Origin of the sequence: Massilia sp. Dwa41.01b (assembly GCF_014171775.1) — a bacterium.
Taxonomy (GTDB): domain Bacteria; phylum Pseudomonadota; class Gammaproteobacteria; order Burkholderiales; family Burkholderiaceae_D; genus Telluria.
The window spans coordinates 4,427,464-4,448,830 of record NZ_CP050454.1 but is presented as its reverse complement, the minus strand read 5'-3'; the positions used below and the strand labels follow the sequence as shown (position 1 = coordinate 4,448,830).

The 21,367-nt window shown below is 65.9% G+C and carries 17 protein-coding genes; 2 read left to right on the top strand and 15 right to left on the bottom strand.

Annotation, left to right across the window (positions count from 1 at the left end; genetic code table 11):
• Positions 1–412: 412 nt before the first annotated feature.
• The 9 genes from G4G28_RS20445 to G4G28_RS20405 form a co-directional block, all read right to left on the bottom strand.
• Positions 413–1,150: a 2OG-Fe dioxygenase family protein gene (locus G4G28_RS20445; protein WP_182989701.1), complete on the bottom strand. Its 738-nt coding sequence runs from the start codon at positions 1,148–1,150 to the stop codon at positions 413–415.
• Positions 1,151–1,204: 54 nt separating this feature from the next.
• Positions 1,205–3,235 carry a TonB-dependent receptor gene (locus tag G4G28_RS20440; protein ID WP_229425223.1) on the bottom strand — a complete coding sequence of 677 codons (2,031 nt, stop codon included), beginning with the start codon at positions 3,233–3,235 and terminating at the stop codon, positions 1,205–1,207.
• Positions 3,236–3,243: 8 nt separating this feature from the next.
• Entirely contained in the window at positions 3,244–3,738 is a 495-nt protein-coding gene (locus tag G4G28_RS20435; protein ID WP_182989700.1) for a DUF6702 family protein, read from the bottom strand.
• Positions 3,735–6,134, bottom strand: coding sequence for a M1 family metallopeptidase (locus G4G28_RS20430; RefSeq protein WP_182989699.1), 2,400 nt, complete (start codon positions 6,132–6,134; stop codon positions 3,735–3,737). The genes G4G28_RS20435 and G4G28_RS20430 overlap by 4 nt, the downstream gene beginning before the upstream one ends.
• A gap of 111 nt (positions 6,135–6,245) precedes the next feature.
• Positions 6,246–8,651, bottom strand: coding sequence for a M1 family metallopeptidase (locus G4G28_RS20425; protein ID WP_182989698.1), 2,406 nt, complete (start codon positions 8,649–8,651; stop codon positions 6,246–6,248).
• A 118-nt stretch (positions 8,652–8,769) separates the two neighbouring features.
• A complete protein-coding gene (locus G4G28_RS20420) occupies positions 8,770–9,876 on the bottom strand; it encodes a HupE/UreJ family protein (protein WP_183108495.1) in 1,107 nt (368 codons plus the stop codon).
• Between the two features lie 113 nt (positions 9,877–9,989).
• Positions 9,990–11,075: a hypothetical protein gene (locus tag G4G28_RS20415; protein ID WP_229507750.1), complete on the bottom strand. Its 1,086-nt coding sequence runs from the start codon at positions 11,073–11,075 to the stop codon at positions 9,990–9,992.
• A gap of 53 nt (positions 11,076–11,128) precedes the next feature.
• Complete coding sequence (locus tag G4G28_RS20410) at positions 11,129–11,401, bottom strand: hypothetical protein (protein WP_183107768.1); 273 nt, start codon at positions 11,399–11,401, stop codon at positions 11,129–11,131.
• An 11-nt stretch (positions 11,402–11,412) separates the two neighbouring features.
• Complete coding sequence (locus tag G4G28_RS20405) at positions 11,413–12,909, bottom strand: DUF4331 domain-containing protein (RefSeq protein ID WP_183107767.1); 1,497 nt, start codon at positions 12,907–12,909, stop codon at positions 11,413–11,415.
• A gap of 242 nt (positions 12,910–13,151) precedes the next feature.
• On the opposite strand from G4G28_RS20405, the gene G4G28_RS20400 reads away from it, so the two are divergent.
• A complete protein-coding gene (locus tag G4G28_RS20400) occupies positions 13,152–13,739 on the top strand; it encodes a sigma-70 family RNA polymerase sigma factor (protein WP_229425222.1) in 588 nt (195 codons plus the stop codon).
• Positions 13,736–14,440 (top strand): anti-sigma factor domain-containing protein, encoded by a 705-nt coding sequence (locus G4G28_RS20395; RefSeq protein ID WP_183107766.1) that lies wholly within the window; start codon positions 13,736–13,738, stop codon positions 14,438–14,440. The genes G4G28_RS20400 and G4G28_RS20395 overlap by 4 nt, the downstream gene beginning before the upstream one ends.
• A gap of 55 nt (positions 14,441–14,495) precedes the next feature.
• Here the strand turns inward: G4G28_RS20395 and G4G28_RS20390 are convergent, their stop codons facing one another.
• The 6 genes from G4G28_RS20390 to G4G28_RS20365 form a co-directional block, all read right to left on the bottom strand.
• Positions 14,496–15,407: a serine hydrolase gene (locus G4G28_RS20390; RefSeq protein WP_267875253.1), complete on the bottom strand. Its 912-nt coding sequence runs from the start codon at positions 15,405–15,407 to the stop codon at positions 14,496–14,498.
• A complete protein-coding gene (locus tag G4G28_RS27645; protein WP_183107764.1) occupies positions 15,296–15,988 on the bottom strand; it encodes a serine hydrolase in 693 nt (230 codons plus the stop codon). Before G4G28_RS27645 ends, G4G28_RS20390 begins: the two co-directional genes overlap by 112 nt.
• 203 nt (positions 15,989–16,191) lie before the next feature.
• Positions 16,192–17,466, bottom strand: a complete 1,275-nt coding sequence (locus G4G28_RS20380) for a glucan 1,4-alpha-maltotetraohydrolase domain-containing protein (RefSeq protein WP_182989691.1) — start codon at positions 17,464–17,466, stop codon at positions 16,192–16,194.
• Between the two features lie 825 nt (positions 17,467–18,291).
• Positions 18,292–19,134 (bottom strand): phytanoyl-CoA dioxygenase family protein, encoded by an 843-nt coding sequence (locus G4G28_RS20375; protein WP_182989690.1) that lies wholly within the window; start codon positions 19,132–19,134, stop codon positions 18,292–18,294.
• Positions 19,135–19,194: 60 nt separating this feature from the next.
• Positions 19,195–20,037 (bottom strand): alpha/beta fold hydrolase, encoded by an 843-nt coding sequence (locus G4G28_RS20370; protein WP_183107763.1) that lies wholly within the window; start codon positions 20,035–20,037, stop codon positions 19,195–19,197.
• A 126-nt stretch (positions 20,038–20,163) separates the two neighbouring features.
• Positions 20,164–21,357 (bottom strand): ATP-binding protein, encoded by a 1,194-nt coding sequence (locus G4G28_RS20365; RefSeq protein ID WP_182989688.1) that lies wholly within the window; start codon positions 21,355–21,357, stop codon positions 20,164–20,166.
• Positions 21,358–21,367 lie beyond the last annotated feature (10 nt).

The following is a 21,367-nucleotide window of genomic DNA, read 5'->3' as shown; positions in this document are numbered from 1 at the left end:
CGCCTGCGCCGTCACCGACCAGCCGAGCACGCCGCAGGGCAGCATACGGCAGGGCTGACAGCAGGGGGCGCCCAGTGATGGTGCATAGGCGGTCCCGGTTGCACGATCATGATGCGCCGCACCAAAAATATGCATGTCACATGCAAGGCGTCAGAAAATTCTTACGAAAACGGGGGAAGCTTTGAGACGCGCTCGTAGTTCTACCGTATTGCGATGCACAAAAAATCGCGCTATATTGGAACTGTCTCCTCCAGTTTTCTCCGAAATACTGGATTGCCGCCCGCTACCCCCAGGTACGCGGGCGTTTTTTTTGCCTGTATTCGCCAGCCGCAGGGTGGGCACTCCGTGCCCACGCGTTACCTGGCAGCAGCCGTAGGGTGGCGCTCATGCCAAAGCCCAGCGTTCGCGAACCTTACACCCCTTCGCCCTGGAAGCTTCCCGCGCGCCAGGTCAGCACCAGCGTATCGCGATGCCCATGCTCCGCCAGCGGCTGGATCGGGGTCGACTCGTGGATCACGGCCGCGTCGTCGAGCAGCAGCAGGGTCCAGGGTTCCTGCATCGTGAAGCGCTGGCCGCGCGGACCGTTCGCTTCGAACACGCGCGTCTCGCCGCCCTTGATGCCGTGGCGCTGGACCAGGATCACGGCGACGAAATCGACGCCGTCGCGGTGCGCGCCTTCCGGCGTCGGGCGGCCGATGCCGTCGGCGGTATCGATGCGGAACTGGTGCGCTTCCACGTACCGGGGCTGGACATTGCGCACGCTCGTGCAGACGGCGCCGAGGGCGCCCAGCAGGCGTTGCCAGGCCGGGTTGGCGATGGTATCAAGCTCGATCGGCTCGAACAGGCGATGCATGCCGCCGTGCAGGGCGTTGTACTCGACCGGCTGCCAGTGCGCGCGGTGCGGCGTCTGCACCAGCTTCCCGGCGGTATCGACGAAGCAGGAATGGCGGCGGCGCCGGTAGCGGCCGCCGTCCTTCAGGTAGTTGTCCAGTTCGAGGCGGTCCCAGCTCGCTGCCAGCGTGTCCAGCTCGGCCAGGCTGCAGCCGGCCAGGCGCGCCACGTCCTGCGGGCGCACCAGCGCATAGCCTTCGCCGCGCAAGGCGTCGGCTATGCGGGAAGGGTCGGTGAAGGGTGGTTCGGATGTTGTCATCCCGCTAGCGTAGCACCTTTCCCCGGCAGGAGTGAAGGTGCCCGCCGGCGTCGCCTACCAGGTTTTGGTGACGGAGAGGCGCAGGCTGCGCGGCTCGATCGGATGGAAATGGATGTCCTCGCGCGGCGCGGCCTCGCCCGCCAGCTGCGAGGCATAGTAGTAGTCGATGGCGGAATCGCGCCGGTTGGCCAGGTTGAAGCCTTCCAGTTCGAGCTGCATGTCCTTGCCGATCCGGTAGCCGATGCGGCCGTTGAGCGTGGTGCTGGCATGCGAGCGCACGCTGTTGTCCTCGACCAGCGGGCGCGGGCCGAAGTAGCGCAGGCGCAGGGCTCCCGACCAGGGGCCGAGTTTGCCCAGCGTCAGGGCCAGCTGGCCGACGCCTTCCACCGCGCCCGGTATGCGTGCGCCCGAGCGTGAACGTGCCCGGGCAAAGGCCGCGTCCAGGTCCAGCGACAGCCACTTCCAAGGCTTCCAGTAGTTCGAGAACTCGACGCCGGTGCGGCGGCTGGCCTCGCCCGCCTCGGTCGTGCCGGCGTCGCCGATGTAGGTCAGTTCCGAGGCGATATCGAGGCGATACAGCGACAGCGCCGTCTGCATGCGCGGGATGGCTTCGGTACGCAGGCCCAGTTCCATGCCGCGTGCGCGCACCAGTCCCGGGGCGCGTTCCAGCGGGTCGCCGCTGGCCGGATCGATCCTTGCCACCGTGCCGCGCGCGTCGTTGCTGTGAAAGCCGTGGCCAACATTCAGGTAGAACTCGGTCGCGGGAAGGGGCGCGAGGATCAGGCTGAACGAGGGGCTCACCTGGGTGTCGCCGGCGCGGCCCGAATTGGCGGCGCGGTCGCTCCTGACATCGAAGCGGTAGCGGTCGGCGCGCAGGCCCACCACCGTGCGCACGGCCTCGCTCCAGCGTGTCGCGCTCTCCACGAACACGGCGCCACTGGTCTCGACGATATGGTCTTCGCGCGTGGTCGACAGGCGTGCACGGGCGCGGGTGTCGTACAAGCCGTTGAAGATGTTGTCGTTCTGCAGACGCGCGCCAACGGTCAGGTCGGAAGCCATCGTCTCGCCGCGGTGCAGGTGCAGGGTGTGACTGGCGTCGAGGCCCGAGGTGACGCGCCGGTCCGGCTGGGCGAACTGGTCGCCGTTCACCGGGTCGTTCAGGAAGTAGGTGAAATTCGAGAACAGCGCCAGCTGGTTGCGGATCAGGTAAGCGCTGAGCTTTGTCGCCGCATCGTTGCCGGTCTGGCGCCAGGCGCCGGACAGGCTGAATCGACGCGCATTGCCGCCGTCGGTGTCGTCGATTGCATCGAAGCGACCGAGCGTGCCGGCATCGACCGCGCGCAGCGGGATCTGGTCGCTCGCGTGCCAGCGGCCGCGGTAAGCCATCGCCGTCACGTTCCAGCCATTGTTCGCGTAGCCGCGGCTATAGCGCAGCACGCCGTTGACCTTGCGGTAGTCGTCCGGCCGCGTCCACGGGCCGTCGTTATGCAGCGCTTCGAGCGCATACAGCAGGGTACCGCCGGCCAGCTCGGGCGAGCCGGCCACCATGGCACGCGCATGGCCGTACTCGCCCAGCGTGAGGTTGGCAATGTTCTTCGCCAGGCGGCTGGCATAACTGACATCGGCGCTACCGGCAGCCGAAAAGTCGCCGTTCCTCGCGGAATACGGGCCCTTGCGGTAGTCGAGACGGCCGACCAGTTCAGGAATCAGGAAATTCACGTCGGTCCAGCCCTGGCCGTGCGCGTGGCTGCGCTGGTTGACCGGCATGCCGTCGACCGAGGTGGCGAGATCGGTGCCGTGGTCGAGATTGAAGCCGCGCAGGTAGAACTGGTTGGCCTTGCCTTCGCCGCTGTGCTGGCTGGCGATCAGGCCGGGCATCGCTTCGAGCATTTCGCCGGGGCGGTAGGCCGTGCGCGCGGCCAGTTCCTTCTGGCTGACCGTGCCGGCATTGGCGGATTCCGCGATGCCGAGCTGGCTCATGCGCGAACCTTCGACCAGCACCCGCTGCAGCACCAGGTCGTCGGCCTGGACGGGGCAGGCAAGCAGCGCAGCCAATGCGCAGGGAAGGCAGCGGAGATTCGGCACGGTCGGTGTCAGCGCGCCGGCTGCTCGGTGACAGTACGGTTGAAGGTGAGGGTGCGCACGCCGTTACCCTCGTCGAGGTTGACGGTGTTGACCTGGTCGGGCAGGAAGTCGACCAGCACGGCATCGTGGACGACGCTGGCCTTCCATAGCGGGGTATGTTCCATCTCCTGGTAGATGACGACGCGCTCGGCGTCGATCGTCATGCCGACCCAGCGCGTGTTCAGGCGTGCCTTGTCCTGCCCCTGCAGCCAGAAGCGCGGCTCGACATACTTGCGCAGCACGTCCTGGTCTTCGGGATCTGACAGGTCGAATTGGCGACCGTACAGGTTGGCCAGCAGGGCCTCGACGTCGTGCGCCATGTAGGTGTGCACGATCTCGGTACTGCCGCTGCGCGCGTTGAACGACATGTCCGTGATCCCGGCGTGGAAGCGGTGCGCCGACACCAGCGCGCTGGCGACCAGCAGGGTGGCGGCGACCAGCGCCTTGAAGCGGCCGGTGCTCATGGCGCGACCTTTGCCGGCGGGGTCGTCGCTGCTTCCGGCTTCTTCATGGGCGCATTGAAATCCTTCATCAGGTCGTTCCCAGGCGGCTGGGTCTTGAACAATTCCAGGCGCGACGGCGTCACCTTGCGCGGCCAGGCATTGTTGCCCTGGTCGATGTCGGCCGTTTCCCAATACGGGTCCTGGGTCAACCCCACCATTGGCTCATCGAGGACAAGCAGCTTCGTGATCTTCTTCGGCGAGTAGCGCCACACTTCGGCCGGGATGCGCTCGACGTACTTCTTGCCGCTCTGGAGTTCGATTTCCAGCACCAGCGGCGTCACCAGGCCGCCGACGTTCGAGAAGTCGACCAGGTACAGGTGCTTGTTCGATGCCAGCAGGGCCTTTTCCCAGTCTTCCAGCTTGTCCTGCGACGCGTTGAACTTGTTGCGGTCGGCATTCGTGACGGTGAATTCGTCGTGTTCGTTGTAGAAGTCCTTCAGTTCCGGATGCGCATCGACGCGGCGCGGCATGCCCTTGTTGCGCTGGTCGCTGATGGACAGCGGTTCGGCATCGCGCAGCTTGCGGCGCCAGGCCTTCTCGAGCTCCGGATTCTGCGTACTGACGGTGTACTCGCTGATGCCGTCGATGCTCACATCCACCGGGTCGGTCGTGTAGAACCAGCCGCGCCAGAACCAGTCGAGGTCCGTGCCGGAGGCGTCTTCCATGGTGCGGAACAGGTCCGCCGGCGTGGGCCGCTTGAACTTCCAGCGGCGGCCGTATTCCTTGAAAGCGAAGTCGAACAGTTCGCGCCCCAGCACCGTCTCGCGCAGGATGTTCAGGGCGGTGGCCGGCTTGCCGTAGGCGTTCGGGCCGCGCTGCAGGACCGATTCGGAATTGGTCATGATCGGCGTCTGGTTGCGGCTCTTCATGTAGTCGACGATGGCGCGCGGCTCGCCGCGGCGCGAAGGAAAGCCGTCTTCCCAGGCCTGCTCGGCCAGGTACTCGAGGAAGGAGTTCAGGCCCTCGTCCATCCAGGTCCACTGGCGCTCGTCCGAATTGACGATCATCGGATAGTAGTTGTGGCCGACCTCGTGGATGATCACGCCGATCAGGCCATATTTGGTCGCCTTCGAATACGTCAATTCGCCCGTCTTCTTGTCTTTTGTCGGGCGTCCGCCGTTAAACGAGATCATCGGGTATTCCATGCCGCCCACCGGGCCGTTGACGGAAATGGCGACCGGGTACGGATAGTCGAAGGCGTACTTGTTGTACTGCTCGATGGTGTGGATGACGGCCTGGGTCGAATACTTCTCCCACAGTGGGTTGCCTTCCTTCGGATAGTAGGACATGGCCAGCACCGTGCTGTCGCCGCTCCTGACGCCCTGGGCGTCCCAGATGAACTTGCGGCTGGAGGCAAAGGCGAAGTCGCGCACGTTGTCGGCCCTGAAGCGCCAGGTTCTGGTGGCGCCGTTCGCGCCTGCGCGCGCCTTTTCGGCGGCTTCCGCTTCCGCTTGCGTGACGATGAGCACCGGCTTTTTCGCCGTGCGGGCGCGCTCGAGGCGCTCGCGCTGGGCGGCGCTCAAGACCGCGCCCGGGTTCTGCAGGGTGCCGGTAGCGGCGACGATATGGTCCGCTGGTACCGTCAGCTCGACATCGTAGTCGCCGAATTCGAGCGTGAATTCGCCGTCGCCCAGGTACTGCTTGTTCTGCCAGCCGGCGGCATCGTAATAGGCCGCCATGCGCGGGAACCACTGGGCGATTTCAAAAATGTCGTTCCGGTCTTCCTTGTCGAAGCGCTCGTAGCCCATGCGGCGGCCGACGATGTTCGCTTCCGGGATGTTGAAGCGCCATGCGAGGTCGAAGGACACGCGCGCGCCGCTCGTCAAGGGCCGGGGCAGGTCGATGCGCATCATGGTGCCATTGATGGCGTGGGCGAGCGGACGGCCGTCGGTACCTTTCACGCTGGTGACCGTGACGCCGCCCTCGAAGGCGCGGCTGTCGAAATTGCTGCGCAGGGCGTCGAACTTGACGCCGTCGGCACCCGTCTTTTGCCAGGATTCGCGCGAAGGGATGGTGGCGATCTTGCGGTTGTCGGAATCGGCCCGGAACATGTTCTGGTCCAGCTGCACCCACAGGTAGGACAGGGTATCGGGCGAATTGTTGTGGTAAGTGATGGTGCCACTGCCGCTGACGGCGCGGCGGCCTTCGTCGAGCGTGGCACGCAGCCGATAGTCGGCGCGCTGCTGCCAGTAGGCGTGGCCCGGCGCGCCCGAAGCGGTGCGGGTGATGCCGGGCGTGGGCAGCAATTCGTCGAGCTGGCGGAACTTGTCGTCGAACTTGTCGGCGGCGTGGGTGGACAGGGTCAATGTCAGCGCGAAGCCGAGGAGAAGCGGACGCGCGAGGTGCTGGAAGATCATTTCTGTGCTATTTGGTTTAGACGACGAAACCGGTGGCGGCACGATCAGCGCAACCACCGGCTGCAGGGTGGACGGGTCTCCCGTCCACCCTACGAAGGGCTCACAGCGCAATCATTGCACGGTCGGCGCCGCTTCCTTCTTCGGCTGCTCGGCCGCGGCATCCTTTTCTTCCTTGGTCTTCAGCTTGGTGTTGAAGTCCTTCATCAGGTCGTTGCCCGGCGGCTCGCTCTTGAACAGTTCCAGGCGCGAGGGCGTGGCCTTGCGTGGCCAGGCGTTGTTGCTCTGGTCGATATCGGCCGTTTCCCAATACGGGTCGTGCGTCAGGCCGACCATCGGCTCGTCGGTGACGATCAGCTTCGTGATCTTCTTCGGCGAGTAGCGCCACACTTCGGCCGGGATGCGCTCGACGTATTTCTTGCCGCTCTGGAGCTGGATCTCCAGCACCAGCGGCGTCACCAGCCCGCCGACATTCGAAAAGTCGACCAGGTAGAGGTGCTTGTTCGACGCCAGCAGGGCCTTTTCCCAGTCTTCCAGCTTCTCCTGCGACTCGTTGAACTTGTTGCGGTCGGCATTCGTGACAGTGAACTCGTCGTGCTCGTTGTAGAAGTCCTTCAGCTCGGGATGCGCATCGACGCGGCGCGGCATGCCCTTGTTGCGCTGGTCCGAGAGCGAAGTCGGTTCGGCCTCGCGCAACTTGCGGCGCCAGGCCTTTTCGATTTCCGGATTTTGCGTGCTGACGGTGTACTCGCTGATCCCGTCGATGCTCACGTCCACCGGGTCGGTGCCGTAGAACCAGCCGCGCCAGAACCAGTCGAGGTCCGTGCCGGAGGCGTCTTCCATCGTGCGGAAGAAGTCGGCCGGGGTCGGACGCTTGAATTTCCAGCGCTGGGCGTATTCCTTGAAGGCGAAGTCGAACAGGTCGCGCCCCAGCACCGTCTCGCGCAGCACGGTCAGCGCGGCGGCCGGCTTGGCATAGGCGTTGTTCCCGAACTGCAGCACCGACTCGGAATTGGTCATGATCGGCACCTGGTTACGGCTCTTCATGTAGTCGGTGATCAGGCGCGGCTCGCCGCGCATCTCCGGCCAGTTCTCTTCCCAGGCTTCCTGGGCCAGGGTCTGCACGAAGGAGTTGATGCCCTCGTCCATCCAGGTCCACTGGCGCTCGTCCGAGTTGACGATCATCGGGAAGTAGTTGTGGCCTACCTCGTGGATGATCACGCCGATCAGGCTGTACTTGGTGCGCTTGCCATAGGTGATCTCGCCGGTCTTCTTGTCCTTGGTCGGACGCGGGCCGTTAAACGAGATCATCGGGTATTCCATGCCGCCTACCGGGCCGTTCACGGAAATCGCAGTCGGGTAGGGGTAGTCGAAGGAGTATTTGCTGTACTGCTCGATGGTGTGGACGATCGCCTGGGTCGAGTACTTCTCCCACAGCGGGTTGCCTTCCTTCGGGTAGTAGGACATGGCCATCACGCTTGTGTCGCCGCTCTTGATGCCCTGGGCATCCCAGATGAACTTGCGGCTCGAGGCGAACGCGAAGTCGCGCACGTTTTTCGCCTTGAAGTGCCAGGTCTTGGTGCCGCCCTTGATGCCGGCGCGCGCCTTCTCCGCGCTTTCCGCTTCCGCCTGCGTCACGATGAGCACCGGCTTTTTCGCCGTCCGGGCGCGCTCGAGGCGCTCGCGCTGCGCGCCCGTGAGCACGGCACCCGGGTTCTGCAGGGTGCCGGTGGAAGCGACGATATGGTCCGAGGGCACCGTCAGCTCGACGTCGTAGTCGCCGAATTCGAGCGTGAATTCGCCGGCGCCGAGGAACTGCTTGTGCTGCCAGCCGTAGGTGTCGTAATAGGCCGCCATGCGCGGGAACCACTGGGCGATCTCGAACAGGTCGTTCTTGTCCTCGTCGAACTTCTCGTAGCCCGAGCGGCCGCCGAGCACCTTCTGCTCGTTGATCTTGTAGTTCCATTCGACGTTGAACGAGAAGCGCTGGCCGGGTTTCAGCGGCTGCGGCAGGTCGATGCGCATCATCGTGCGGTTGATGACAAAAGGCAGGTTGCGTCCGCCCGCCTTGACGGCCGTGATGTTGAAGCCGCCCTCGAAGGTCAGGCCTTCGAGCGTGGTGCGCATGGCGTCGAACTTCATGCCTTCTTCCGGACTGCGCGGCTTGACCCAGGCTTCGCGCGCGACCGAGGTGGCCGACATGCGGGCGTCGGAATTGGGCTTGTAGATGTTCTGGTCGAGCTGCACCCACAGGTAGTGCAGGGTGTCGGGGGAATTATTGTGGTAGGTGACCGTCTCGGCGGCCCGGATCGAACGGTTCGCCTCGTCGAGCGTGGCGCGGATCGTGTAGTCCGCCCGTTGCTGCCAGTAGGCGTGGCCCGGTGCGCCGGAAGCCGTGCGGATCGTCGTCGGGGTCGGCAGCAGTTCGTCGAGCTGGCGGAATTTGTCGTCGAAAGGGTCGGCTGCGAAAGCGGACACGCTGAGGCACAGCGCCGCCAGGGCGATTGGCAAACGGATCATGTTTCCCCTGTTTTTAGTTTTAATTTGGAGAAAGTATTCTAATGGCATCTATCAAGCAAGCTCCATCCGGATTTGTAAAAAAGCTGATACATGGGTCGCCAGGGACGCCACGCCCCGTTCATGTCATCAGCTTCAAATCGAGCGCGCGCTCGGCCAGCCACACCGTCGCCAGCAGGATGATCGCCACCGAGCCGCCGGCCATGAGCACGCGGCGGTAGAACGTCCCGTTGCGCAGCAGGTAAGCCAGCGGCAGGAACAGGGCGACGATGGCCAGCTGGCCCAGTTCGACACCCACGTTGAAGCCCACCAGCGACAGCGCCAGCGCGCCTGGCGGCAAGCCCAGGTCGGCCAGCACGCTGGCAAAGCCGAAGCCGTGGATCAGGCCGAATGCAAAGGCGACCACGGCGCGGGCACGCTGCAGCAGCGGCCACAGGTTGTTGAGGGCGGCCAGGATGACCGAGGCGGCAATTGCCGATTCGACCAGGCGCGAGGGCAGGGACAGCACCCCGAGCGCGGCCAGGGTCAGCGTCAGCGAATGCGCCAGCGTGAAGGCGGTGACGATGCGCAGCACTTCCAGCGTGGCGGCGCGGAAGGTGGCACGGCCTTCCCAGGCGCCGCCGCGATGGACCAGCACGGCCGGCAGCAGCAGCGACAGCAGGAACAGGATGTGATCGAAGCCGATCCAGATATGCCAGACGCCGTGGCGGACATAGTCGCCGAACTGGCGCCAGCGCGGGGCGTCGCGTACAGACAGGATCTGGTGCGCGCTGTCGGGGCCGAAGATCGCGCTCGAGGCGCCGCTCGCGTGCTCCAAACGCAGCAATCCCTTGTGCTGCGGGTCGATGTCGAACAGCAGGCGGTAATCCACCGCCAGTTGCGTGACCGTGGCGGCGCAGGCGGCGTCGAACTTCACTACCGCGTAGGCGCCATCGGTGTGTTCGTCGACCAGGTGGCCGGTGACGCGCAGGGGGCAGGCCCGGTCCTCGTTTGCCAGTGCCAGGCGAGAGAGGGCATAGGCGGCGATCGCCTGGTGGCGGCCCCGTACCTCGTCCCAGGTCAGGGCGCCGTCGCCATTGCCGTCCAGGCCCACGGCCATCTCGAGGTCGCGCAGGGCGATGTCCCACTGGCCTTCGATGCGCGCGTCCTGCACCCGCAGGCTGAGGTAGCTGTCGCTGGCCTTGTGCGCCTGTGCCGGCGCCGCGCATAGGAGGAGCAGCGCGAGCAGGAAAGAGAGAGGGGACGGTTCATCGGCGCGGCTCCGGCTGCGTCCACGCGGAGGCTAGCGTGCGGTCTTCGAGCGCGCTGCGGGCCAGCCAGTCGCGCACCTGGCGCGCCGCTTCAGGATCGCTTGATGCCAGCGCCGCCTCGGCCAGGATACGCAGGTCGGCCGGCTCCTTCTGGACGGCCCAGTTCAGCCTGGCCAGGCGTACGGCAGCCGCGGCGTCGCCGCGCACGGCCAGTTCGAAACGGGCCTGCTCGCGCTGGTGGACGGTGTCGCCGCGCCGTGCGGCGGCGTCGAAACGGGCGGCCAGCACGGCGCCCTGGCGCGCCGCATCGGCGTCGCCCAGCTTTTTCAGGGCAATCGCGTAGCGGGAGCAGCAGCGCATCGGCGCGCGTCCGGTCCTGCAGCAGGCGCGCCGCCTCGCCTGCGCGGCCGGCGTCGAGCAGGAAGTCGGCCCAGGCGCCTATCAGATAGCTGTCTTCGGCATCGAGCGCCAGCGCGGCGCGGAAGTGGCGCTCGGCGGCTGCGGCGTCACCCAGGCGCGCGGCCATCTCGGCCAGCAGGGTCTCGACCCAGACGCGGATCGGCGCCGGGGCATCGGGACGTTCGGCCAGCGCCTGCCGGAGCCGGTCGTAGCTGGCGCGGCCCTGGCCGCTGACGCTGCCCACGGCCGCCAGGCAGGTCTGCACGACCAGTTCGGGCGCGCGCGAATACAGGCGCATGCAGCTCGCCCAGGCCGCGTCGTGCTCGCCGATCACCTGCTGGACGGTCGCGCGGGTCAGCCAGGCCTGGGCGTCATCGGAATCGCGCTTGACCAGCAAGTCGAGGTCGCGCAGGGCCGCGCGGAATTGATGGGTGCTCTGGCGCAGCGTGGCGCGCAGCACCAGCACCGGCGCGGGTGGTTCCGGCCGGGCCCACCACGGTGCCAGCGCCGCCTGGGCATAGCCGAGGTAGCGCGGGTCGCCTTCGTGGCGCGCCTGTTCGATGTAGCGCCGCGCCAGCGTCGTGGCCAGCCTCATGTCGGCCGGGTTGGCGCTCAGGCTGGCGCGCAGGCGCAGCAGCTCGCGCTGGACCGGGTCGGTGCGCGCGGGCAGGCGTTCCAGCACCTGGTCGCCGCGTGGGGGAATGTGCGGGGTCGCCCCCGCGGCCTGGAACAGCAGCGGCGCCACCAGCGCACACAACAGAAGGATGGACGGGTACAAGACATCTCCTTTGAAACCGGCGCAGGGATGCGTTCCTGCGCCGGCGGCCGGGTTCAGCCGGCAGGAACCGGTTCGGGTTCCGTGTTGTCCGGCCTGGTCTCGGCGATCTGGTCGATCGCCACCGGCTCATCGTTGTCGAGCAGCTGAATCGCCTTGGCGTAGACGGTGGCGAAGAAGCTGTCGCCCGTGGCGGGCGGCGGCACGGTGCCCGTCGGCGGCGGAACCGGCAAGGTGACGGTGTGATTGCTGCCGCCGCAGCCCGACAGCGACAGCGCCAGCGCGATGGTGACCGCCGCCAGCCGCGGCAAGGATCGATAGTGGGACATGGCGATGCTCCTCATTGATTGCCGGGCAGCGGCGTGTTCAGGTAAGGGAAGGCGGGCTTGAAGGCCGTCGCATCCTTGCGCACGCCATCGGTCAGCGGCAGGCCGCCGGCGGGGGCGTCGGTCGGCTTGCAGCCGACGCCGAGCGCGTCGCCGCTACCGGTCAGCACGCACAGGGCGCCCATCGCCACCCGCAGCGAGACGTCGACGATGTCGTCCGCCGGACGGCGGCCGTTCGGGAAGCCCGCGTTGTCGCCGGCCGCCACGCCGAGTGGATTCTGCGATGCCTGCGCGGTCGGCTCGATGGCGGTGTTCAGGCGCAGCATCTCGGACGCCACCACGTTTTTCGGCTGGTTCACGCCCGGCAGACCCTTCAGGAAGGCCGTGACCAGGTCGGTGCGCGGGAAATTCGCCGGCGCCTTGGCCGACGGGAACAGGCTTTCCACGACGGTCGGCAGCACCGGGTTGGTGACGTAAGTGGCGAACTGGCCGTCATCCTTCGGTTTCGACGTATTGAAACGGTCCTTGTCGTCCATGCCGATGATGACTTCGTTCACCAGCGGCATGCCGAGGCGCGATACCTGGGCCCAGGAACCGCCTTCCTTGACCGCGCTGTTGATGCCCGACGCCGGGGCCGGGTTGATCAGGCGCGCCTGGCGCATGCTGGCGGTGGTATAGGCACCAATCACCGGTTCGCCGGCCGCCACCAGGCAGCCGACCGGCAGCTCGAGGGCGATCGAGCTGACGTTCTTGTTTTCGAGGTCGTTGCGGTTGCCGCCGGACTCGGGCCCCAGCGGGTTCATGTTGAACAGGTCGAAGATCTTGCCGACCGCGATATAGAAGGGCTCCTTGCGCTGGCCGACGAACACGCGGCCGGTGCCGCAGCCGGGAATGGCGATGTCGTAGATGTGCTGGTTGGCATAGGTTTCATAGCCGCCGGCGCCGCCGAAGACCTTTTCGCCGATGTTGTCGACTGGCTTGTCGAATTCGGTCGCGCCGTTGGTGCCGGCCAGGCGGGTACGGGTACCGCCGCGGCGGTCGCCGCGCACCATGTCGACCGTATAGGTTTCGCGCACGTTGAGGGCCGCCGGGTTGACGCCGCTGATGGTCGAGGAGTTGATCAGGGGGATCAGGACCTGCTTGCCGCCGATGTTGAGCGCAGTGCGCTTCGACGCGTTCTTGAAACGGATCTGGAAGCTGATGTCTTCCTTGGCATCGCCATTGTTGTCGACATGGATTTCGTACAGCGCGTTCTGGTCGAACTGGTAGAAATTCGGTCCGCCCTGCGGGTCCTGGAAGGGCGTGTAGTTCGCGATCATCGTCACGAAGCCGGCCCGTCCCGGGGCATAGCTGCGGAACATGTAGAAATCGGTGCCGTCCACTTTCGGTGCGTTGGTCAGGAACGGTGCCTCGCGGTGGCTGGAGGCCCCGGCCGGTGCGGCCAGTCCCATGACGACCGATCCCGAAGCCAGTGCGGCGGCCCAGAAACGCTTGCTCTTCAACTTGCCCATGTCATTCTCCGGTTGTTATTGGGTGTGCGTGTTTCACGTCGTGTGAAGCAGAAGGCAGCCCCGGTCACGCGCTTCCAGGGAGAAGTGGCGATGCCATTTGCGTGGCGGGGCTACCCAGGCTTGTACGCAGCCGGATGCATGTCGGATTCAACATATTTTTTGGCATGGTTTGGCCGTAAATATGCTAAGGTCGCTGCCGTTGTGCGACGGCACTTTTATCCACTTTCCTGCCCAGGCAAGCATTGAGCACTGCAACCCAACCAGATCCGGTTCAACTGCGCACATGGCTGCTTGGCGCCGCGCGTCGCGATGCTGCCGCCTTTCGTTCCCTCTACGACGCCAGCGCGCCGCGGCTGTATGGCCTGGCGCTACGCATCCTGCGCCGCCGCGAGCTGGCCGAGGAGGTGCTGCAGGACAGCTTCGTCTCGATCTGGAACAGCGCCCGCGATTACGATGGCGCCCTGGCCGCGCCCATGACCTGGATGACGACGATCGTGCGCAACAAGGCCTTCGACCTGTTGCGGCGCACGCGCCAGGAGGTCGATATCGACGGCGAAGGGTTCGACGCGGATGTGCTGGCGGCCATGCGCGACCCGGCTGCCACGCCGATCGAGGCCCTGCAGATGAGCAGCGAGGCAAAGGCCCTGGCCAACTGCATGGCGGCGCTCGAGGAAAAGCACCGGCGCGTGCTGGGCATGGCGTTTTTCCATGACCTGTCGCACAGCGACGTGGCGCAGCAGCTGGCGCTGCCGATCGGCACGGTGAAGACCTGGATCCGCCGTAGTCTGGCGCGCCTGCATGGCTGCCTGAGCGGAAAGGGGCTGGCATGAACCTGCGAGGAAACGAGCCGCTGCGCGAGCGGCTGGCTGCCGAGTATGTGCTTGGTACGCTCAAGGGACGTGCACGCCGCCGTTTCGAAGGCCTGATGCACGGCGACGCCGCCCTGCGCCGCACGGTCGGCGAATGGCGCGAGCGGCTCGGCGCCATGGCCGAATTCGTCACGCCGGTGCAGCCGGATGCACGCGTCCGGCAGGCGATCGAACGCCGCCTCGACCTGCAGCCGGCGGTGCCGGCGTGGCAGTTCTGGCGCAATGGCTCGCTGGCGTTCTGGCGCACGCTGGCCGTTTCCGCCTCGGCGGTGGCCACGCTGCTGCTGGTGACGGTGACGCGCCACGAAGCCGGGCGGCCGGCCGTCAGCGATGTCGCCACCCTGATCGACGAACAGGCGCAGGCGGCACTGGTGGTGACCGCCGACCGTGAGGCCCGGCTGCTGCGCGTGCGCGTGCTGGCGGCGGCGCCGCTGACGCCGAACCAGGTACTGCAGCTGTGGGCCGTGCCGCGCCAGGGCGCGCCCCGTTCGCTCGGTGTGCTCGGGCGCGGACGCGAGCTGACCCTGCCGCTGGCCGGCAACGCCATCGGCGCCGACGTGGCCCTGCTCGCGGTCAGCCTGGAACCGGCCGGCGGCTCGCCGAATCCGCAAGGCCCGAGCGGCCCGATCCTCTACAAGGGCGGCTGGGTGCGCCTGATGTAAATCCGGCCGGCGGGATGCGTGTCCGATCCCGCCGCTGCCTCCCGGGTAGCCGGGTTCAGTCCGCGCGCGTGAAGGCGATGTCGAAGGCGCCCGAGACCAGGCGTCCGCTTTTCGCGTCCGCCGCAAAGTGCAGGTCGGCTTCGCGCGAGAGCACGAACAGCTGCTCGGGCGACTCGGCATACAAGGGCTCGTACTGGCCCGTGCGCAGCGCGATCATCAGCTGGCCATCACGTTCTTCGATGACGAAGTCGCCGATCTCGCGGGTCACGTAACGCCCTGGCAGCGCGGCACGGCGGGCGCCATCGAGCGCGATCGCCTTGCGTACCCTGGTCTGGTAGCTGGGCCATTTGTACTCGGCGGAGATTGCCCGGATCACGCTTTGCGCCAGTTCGGCGCCGGCGTCGCCATTCGTCATGACCACGGCACCGTCGCCGTGTTCGGTATAGGCGAACAGCGTGTTCTGGTAGCCCATGTTGCTGCCGCCATGTTCGAACGAAGCTGTGGTGCCTGTGCCGTCCGTTGCCAGTCCGAGTGCATAGCCGTTCTGGACCGGGCGCAGCATCGTGCGCGCCGTCTCCTTCGACAGCAGGCGCTTGTCCTTGCCGAGGGCGGCGCGCTGCAGTGCCAGTGCGAACTTCGCCAGGTCGGTGGGCGTGGTCCAGAGGCCGGCCGCGGCCAGTTCGGGATAGGTGTAGGCACCACCCTCGTAGGCCTGGCCATTGCGGTCGTGCGGCAGGGCGGCGCGCGCGAGCAGGGCGGCCGGCAGCGGCTGGGCGAAGCGGCTGTCGCCCATGCCGACGGGCTTGAGGACGCTGTCCTGCAGCAGCGCGTCGAAAGGCCGGCCGCTGCGGTCGATCAGCGCCTGCTGCAGCACCGTGTAGCCGCCGCCGGAATAGCGGAAGTCGGCGCCTGGCGCGCTGTCGACGCGCACCGGCTTCGTGTTCGCGGGCGCGGTGCCATCGAGCACCTGGCGCAGCGTCGGTACCGGCTTGCCGGCGGCATAGCCGGGAAGCCCGACACGCTCGTGCCCGCCGTATGCGAGAGCAGCTGGCGCACGGTGACCGTCGCGTTGCTGCCGTCGGCTGCCGGCAGCTTCCAGTCCTTCAGCAGGGTGTTGATGTCGGCGTCGAGCGAGAGCTCCCCTGACTCGACCATCCGCAGCGTGGCCAGGGCGGTGACGGGTTTGCTGATCGAGGCGGCCTGGAACAGCGTTTTCGGGGTGACGGCGGGGCCGTTCGCGTAGGCGACGCCGAAGCCCTTCGCCCACGCGATCTTGCCATCGCGGATGACCGCGACGCTCACGCCCGGCACGTGCAGGCGCTGCATTTCCTCGGCCAGCGTTTTGGTGACGACCGGCGCGCCGGCCAGCGCCACCACGGGACGCAGGCCGTTTTCGATGCGGGCGATGTCGCCGTTCGTTCCGGCGGAGGCGGGCGCTGCGCCGAAGACCGTCAACGCGGCCAGCAGGGCGCTGGCCTGGGCCAGCGCGCGCAAGGCATGGATGTGTGGGCGCTGGGGCAGTGCGGGATGACGGGCTTTCTGGAACATCGCTTCCTCCGGAATAGTTACATTGGATGAGCCCTCATTATCCGATACTTGTTCTACCGAAATGTTAGTAATAGGTATTTTAGTTTCTGTTTTTACGGAGGCATGGTTTAACTGCTGAGTGATTACTGGTGCGCGGGGTGCGCACCAGTTCGATCAACTCCGCGAATATCTGTATGTCTCGCGCTTCGCCTCGGCAGGCTCTTTTACTTCATCCACACCGCGTAGTTCGTTCCCGACGTCTGCAGCGTCCAGCCGGTACCCGGGCTCCAGTTGTTCGGGCCGATCTTCATGGCCAGCTGGCGCGTCGTGCCGGTGATGATCGCCGCGTACAGGCCCTGCGTGGCCTGCTGGATGGCGACCGGCGAGGTCGAATGCACGCCGGCCGTCTTGCGCGCCTTCATCAACGCGGCAATGCCCGACTTCAGGTTCCAGTTATAGATGTGCGGATAGTAGACGGTCGGAATACCCGGATGGCTGAGGATATAAGCGTAGCCCTGCATCACCGCGCCGCAGGGCACGGGCCAGTGGTTCTGGCCGACGCCGCACGATTCCGACGGCCCGGTATCGTGGTTGTCGACGAAGGTCACCGCCATCGCCGGCCACCAGCCCATCGCGCCCTGCGGCTTGCCGGCGGCATCCTTCAGGCGCCAGTAATTGCCGTTTGCCAGCGCGTCGTTGAGCAGGCCCTTGGTCGTGAAATCGAAGGCGCCGCAGCTGTTGTTGGTGCCATTGATCCAGTTCATGATGCCCTGGCGGTGGGCGTCGATGTTGTTCAGGTCCAGGTCGTTCCACAGCTCGCCGACGCAGAACTCGGCATTGAAGGCATTCGCGTACTGGCCGACGAAATTGGCGCCGAAGCCCTTGACGTAATCGAAGCGCAGGCCGGAAAAGCCGACCGGCTTGATCGTGTAGTTGAGCCAGTTGACGATGCCGTTCTGGACTTCGCCGACATTCTTGTGGTCGAGGTCGCGGCCAGCGTTGAAGCCCGGACCCGTGTCGGGATTGCCCAGGCCGCAATTGCATTCATCGTTGTTGACGATCGCATGGGTGGTCCAGTTCGGGTTGCTCAGGTCGGACCAGCCGGTATTGCCGACGCGGTGGTTCACGACCACGTCGGCAATCGCCTTGATGCCGTTGTTGGTAAAGGCGCGCACCACATTGGTCAGTTCGGCCGAACTGCCATAGCGCGAGTTCAAATTGTTGAGCTGGCGCGGCAGGTAGCCTTCCGCCGCGGCCGAGTCCGATGGCGGCGGGAACCAGACGTGGGTAAAGCCCATCGTCTTCAGGTCGGCGACATTGCCTTGCAGGGTGTTGTACCAGTTCGGGTTGGCATAGCTGGACGATTTCCAGTGAAAGCCCTGCAGCAGGACGGCCTGGCTGTTGCCGGCCTGGGCGGGTGGGGTGGCAGCCTGTGCCTGGACGGACATGGTGCACAGGGCGGCGGCAAGCAGGGCCGAAAGCGGTGGTAAGGTCTTCATGGTCTCCTCCGATGAGTAACGATTTTGACGGCCAAGTAATGGCTCTGTTGTGTGCGTGGCGATCGTATTAAAACTACTATTTCCAATTTCAAATAACAAAAGACCATCGCACTGACAGGAAGGATTCCGTTAACCGGGCACTGCTGTCAATCGAATTCGGGTCGCGTGGAGTAGTTTTGCTACATCAAGTGGAGTACCCAAAGGCTGGGGTCAGGTCTGACATTCGGACACGAGCTCTGCGCTTACGCTCATGCCCAAAGGCTGGGGTCAGGTCTGACATTCGGACACGAGCTCTGCGCTTACGCTCATGCTGGAGGCAATGACTTGTTGAGGAATGCGGACGGTGATGTCGGAACGGCCCGCGGCAGTATGCGCATGCGCCTCGGACACCGGTTATGGATGAGGCCGTGTCTGAATGTCAGACCTGACCCCAGCAGTTCGCCCCGGTTATGGATGAGGCCGTGTCTGAATGTCAGACCTGACCCCAGCAGTTCGCCCTACTAGCCGAACAGCTTGAGCAGCCCGATCATCGCCACCGGCGAGAGTGCAACGCCGATCCAGAACAGGCGGCGGTGTCACCGGTAGCGCGCGTAACAGGGGACACAAACCTCGACTTTGCTGGCCGATCGAATTTTCGAGTAGCGGTAGGGAATGTGCCGGAGAAACCAGGGCCGCAGCGGCGTTGCGCAGCGGGCGCATTGGCCGGCTGCGTTGCGCAGCGCATGCCGTTGGCCCGCTTGACGTCGCGTATGCTGAAGACAACTACGAAGCAGAGTGCGCCAAGAAAAATCCAGATGTCGTGCATGTAGCCCCGCTGCCCCTGCCTTAGAGGACGAATCCCCGCACCGGAAAGCCGGCATCGCGCTGGATCCAGTTGCGTGCCGAATACGCGGTGCGCGCATCGGTCGCATGCAGGGTGAACGCATGGCGCGACACGGGCGAGCGGTTCGGCGCGCTGTAATGCGGCAGCAGCCCATGGAAGCAGACCAGCGTCCCCGCTTCGGCTTCCAGCGACACGGCGGTACTGTCATCCGGCCAGGGCGTGGCATCGAGCTTTTCCATCGTGACCCGGTCGCCGTCGCGCAGGAAACGCTCGCGCAAGGGGCCGCGATGCCCGCCCGGTTCCGCCCACAGGCAGCCATTGTCGACCGTGGCGTCTTCCAGCGCGAACCAGAAGGTGGTCACGCTGATCGGTGTCGTGTCGAAGAAGGTGGCGTCCTGGTGCCAGCGCACTTCGCCGCCGATGCCGGGCTGTTTAAAAATGTACATCGACTGCCAGACCTGCGATTCGGCCAGGCCGAGATCGCGCGCCACGGCGGCCAGCTTCGGGTCGCGCGTGAAGTGGGAGAAGACCGGGTCGAGGTCGTGCATGGCATGGCCGATCTTGTTGATCGACAGTGCCTTGGCCTGGCGCAGCTGGCCGTCAGGGCCAAAGGCTTCTTCTTCAAAAAAGCAGCGCACCGTGTTGTCCGAGCCGAGGAACCAGTCGTCGCTGGCGCGCTCCTGGTCGCGCGTGGTGAAGATGGCGCGCGACTGGCTGGGGTCGAAGGCCTCGACGATTTCCTCGGCACGGCGGCGCAGGGCGGCAATCGCCCCTGCATCCTTGAAACCGGGAAGGACGATGAAGCCGTCGCGTTGGTACTGCTGGCGCTGTTCGAGAGTGAGCATGGGCGTGGCAGGTTGTCGGTGATACGGCAATTGTACTGAACCCGCGGATTCCGCCAGCGCTTACTGTGCCGGCGCCGCCAGCACCTCGCGGATCGCGCCTGCCACCAGTTCCGGGCTGGTGCTCTGCATCTGGTGCGACGAATCGGCGACGATCGTCTTCGCCTTCGGGTACAGCCCGCGCACCAGGGCACGCGTTTGCGGGTCGAAATTGAAGGCACCGAAGTCGACCGCGATCGCCGTCGCGGAGGTCGGCTGGTTGACCAGGCGGATGATGGGCTTGTCGTCGATGGCGGGCAGCGCCAGCACGGCTTCGCCGGTGTGGTGGATGGCGTCGATCTCCTGCTGCACCGTTTTGGAAAAGAACAGGCGCTTGGCGACCCGCGTGGTCCAGGGGAAGTCCTCGGGCTTTTTCACCACGCGCGGGTAGAGCGCATCGACCAGCACCAGGCCCCTCACCTCGTTCGGATAGCGCCGCGCGAACAGCTGCATGTACAGGCCGCCGAGCGAATGGCCGACCAGCACATAGGGCGGCGCCAGTCCCTTCTGCTTCAGGGTTGCGCGCAGTTCCTCGACGATGGTGGCGCCGTCGCGCGGCGTACTGGCCGCGGCGCTGTTGGCATAGCCGGGCCGGTTATAGGCGAACACCGTGGCGCTCGGGCTGACGGCATCCATCACTTTCCCCCAGCCGTCGAGCGTGGCGCGCGAACCGTTTTCGAAGACGACGACCGCCTTCGCCTGCGGGTTGCGCACTGTGACCGATTCGAGCTGGCGGCCGCCGACGAGTTCAAGCGCCGGGCGTGGCGCGGCTGCCGCGGCAAGGCCGGCGAGCAGGCAAAGCAGGGCGGTGGCGCCAGCGCGCACGAAGGCGTGCAGGGTGGTCGGGCGGGAAGGGGAGAGGGCCATGGTGCAATCCGTGTCATCGAAAAACACATGATTGCCCCAGGCGCAGCGTGCGCCCAGCCGCATGCGACGAATCGCAAGCTGGTGCGATGGATGGCGGCCTCCTGTCGGGAAGCGCCCCGGACGGGCCTACCGGCCCCGGCCTGCCGCGTCGGCGGCCCGCATCCTGAACACGAAGCTGGTGCTGCCGCCGTCGGAGTGCACGTCGATGCTGCCGTCATGGGCACGCGCGATCTGGTCGACGATGTACAGGCCCAGCCCCAGGCCTTCGTTGCCGGAACGCGAAGAGGCGCGCCAGTAGGGCTTGAAGAGCTGGTCGATCACCTTGCGCGCCAGCTCGCGTCCCTGGTTGGTGACCGACAGGATGAACTCATCCCCGGCCATGGCCGCGCGCACCGCCACCGGCGTGTGGTCGAAGCCGTGGACCAGGGCATTTTTCAGCAGGTTCGACAGCAGCTGGGCGATACGCTCCGGGTCGCAATGCAGGCGCAGTCCAGGTACGATGACGGCATCGATCACGCGCTCCGGATACAGGCCGCGCAACTCGTCCACCACCTGCTCGAGGTAGCCGTCGAGCGCCGCGTCGCGCAGGCGCATGGGGATACCGCTGCCCATGCGTCCGCGCGTGAAATCGACGACGTCGTCCACCAGCGAGGCGATGCGCGTGGCACTGCGGCGGATGCGTTCGACTACCGGCGCGCTGGCCGGGTCCGCATGCTTGTGTTTCAGGATATCGGTGCCGAGCAGGATGGCGCCAAGCGGGGTACGCAGGTCGTGCCCCAGCACGGCGATGAACTGCTCGCGCAACTCGGCGGTCTCGCGTTCGTCCAGGAGTGCCGCGCGGGTCGCGACCAGGTCCGAGTCGGCGTCGAGCTGCTTCGACACCAGTTCGGCGAACAGGTGCAGGGTCGAGACGGTGGCCTTCTCGGTCAGGCGCGCCGGCTCTGGATCGAGGCCGCACAGGGTGCCGAAATAGCTGCCGTCGGTACGGAAGACGGGAATCGAAAAATAGCTCTGGAAACCGTAGAGGCGCGGCGTGTGGTGTTCGCGGTAACGCTCGCTGCCTTCCACGCTGTCGATGACGACGGCGCGGGCGGTGTCGCGTACTTCCTCGCACAGCGTGGTCGTCACGTCCAGCGTGCCGCCGGGCACCAGTCCGAAATCGAGCCGGTCGAGCACCGCGCAGGCGGTCCAGGAGTCGTCGGTGACGTGGGCGATGCAGACGAAGCGCAGCCCGGTGAGCGCTGCGACGGTTTCAAGAATCGTTGGTACAGCGCTGATCGCCTGGATTTCTTCCACGCGTTTGATAAGGTCGTCCTGCATGCCATCCCCG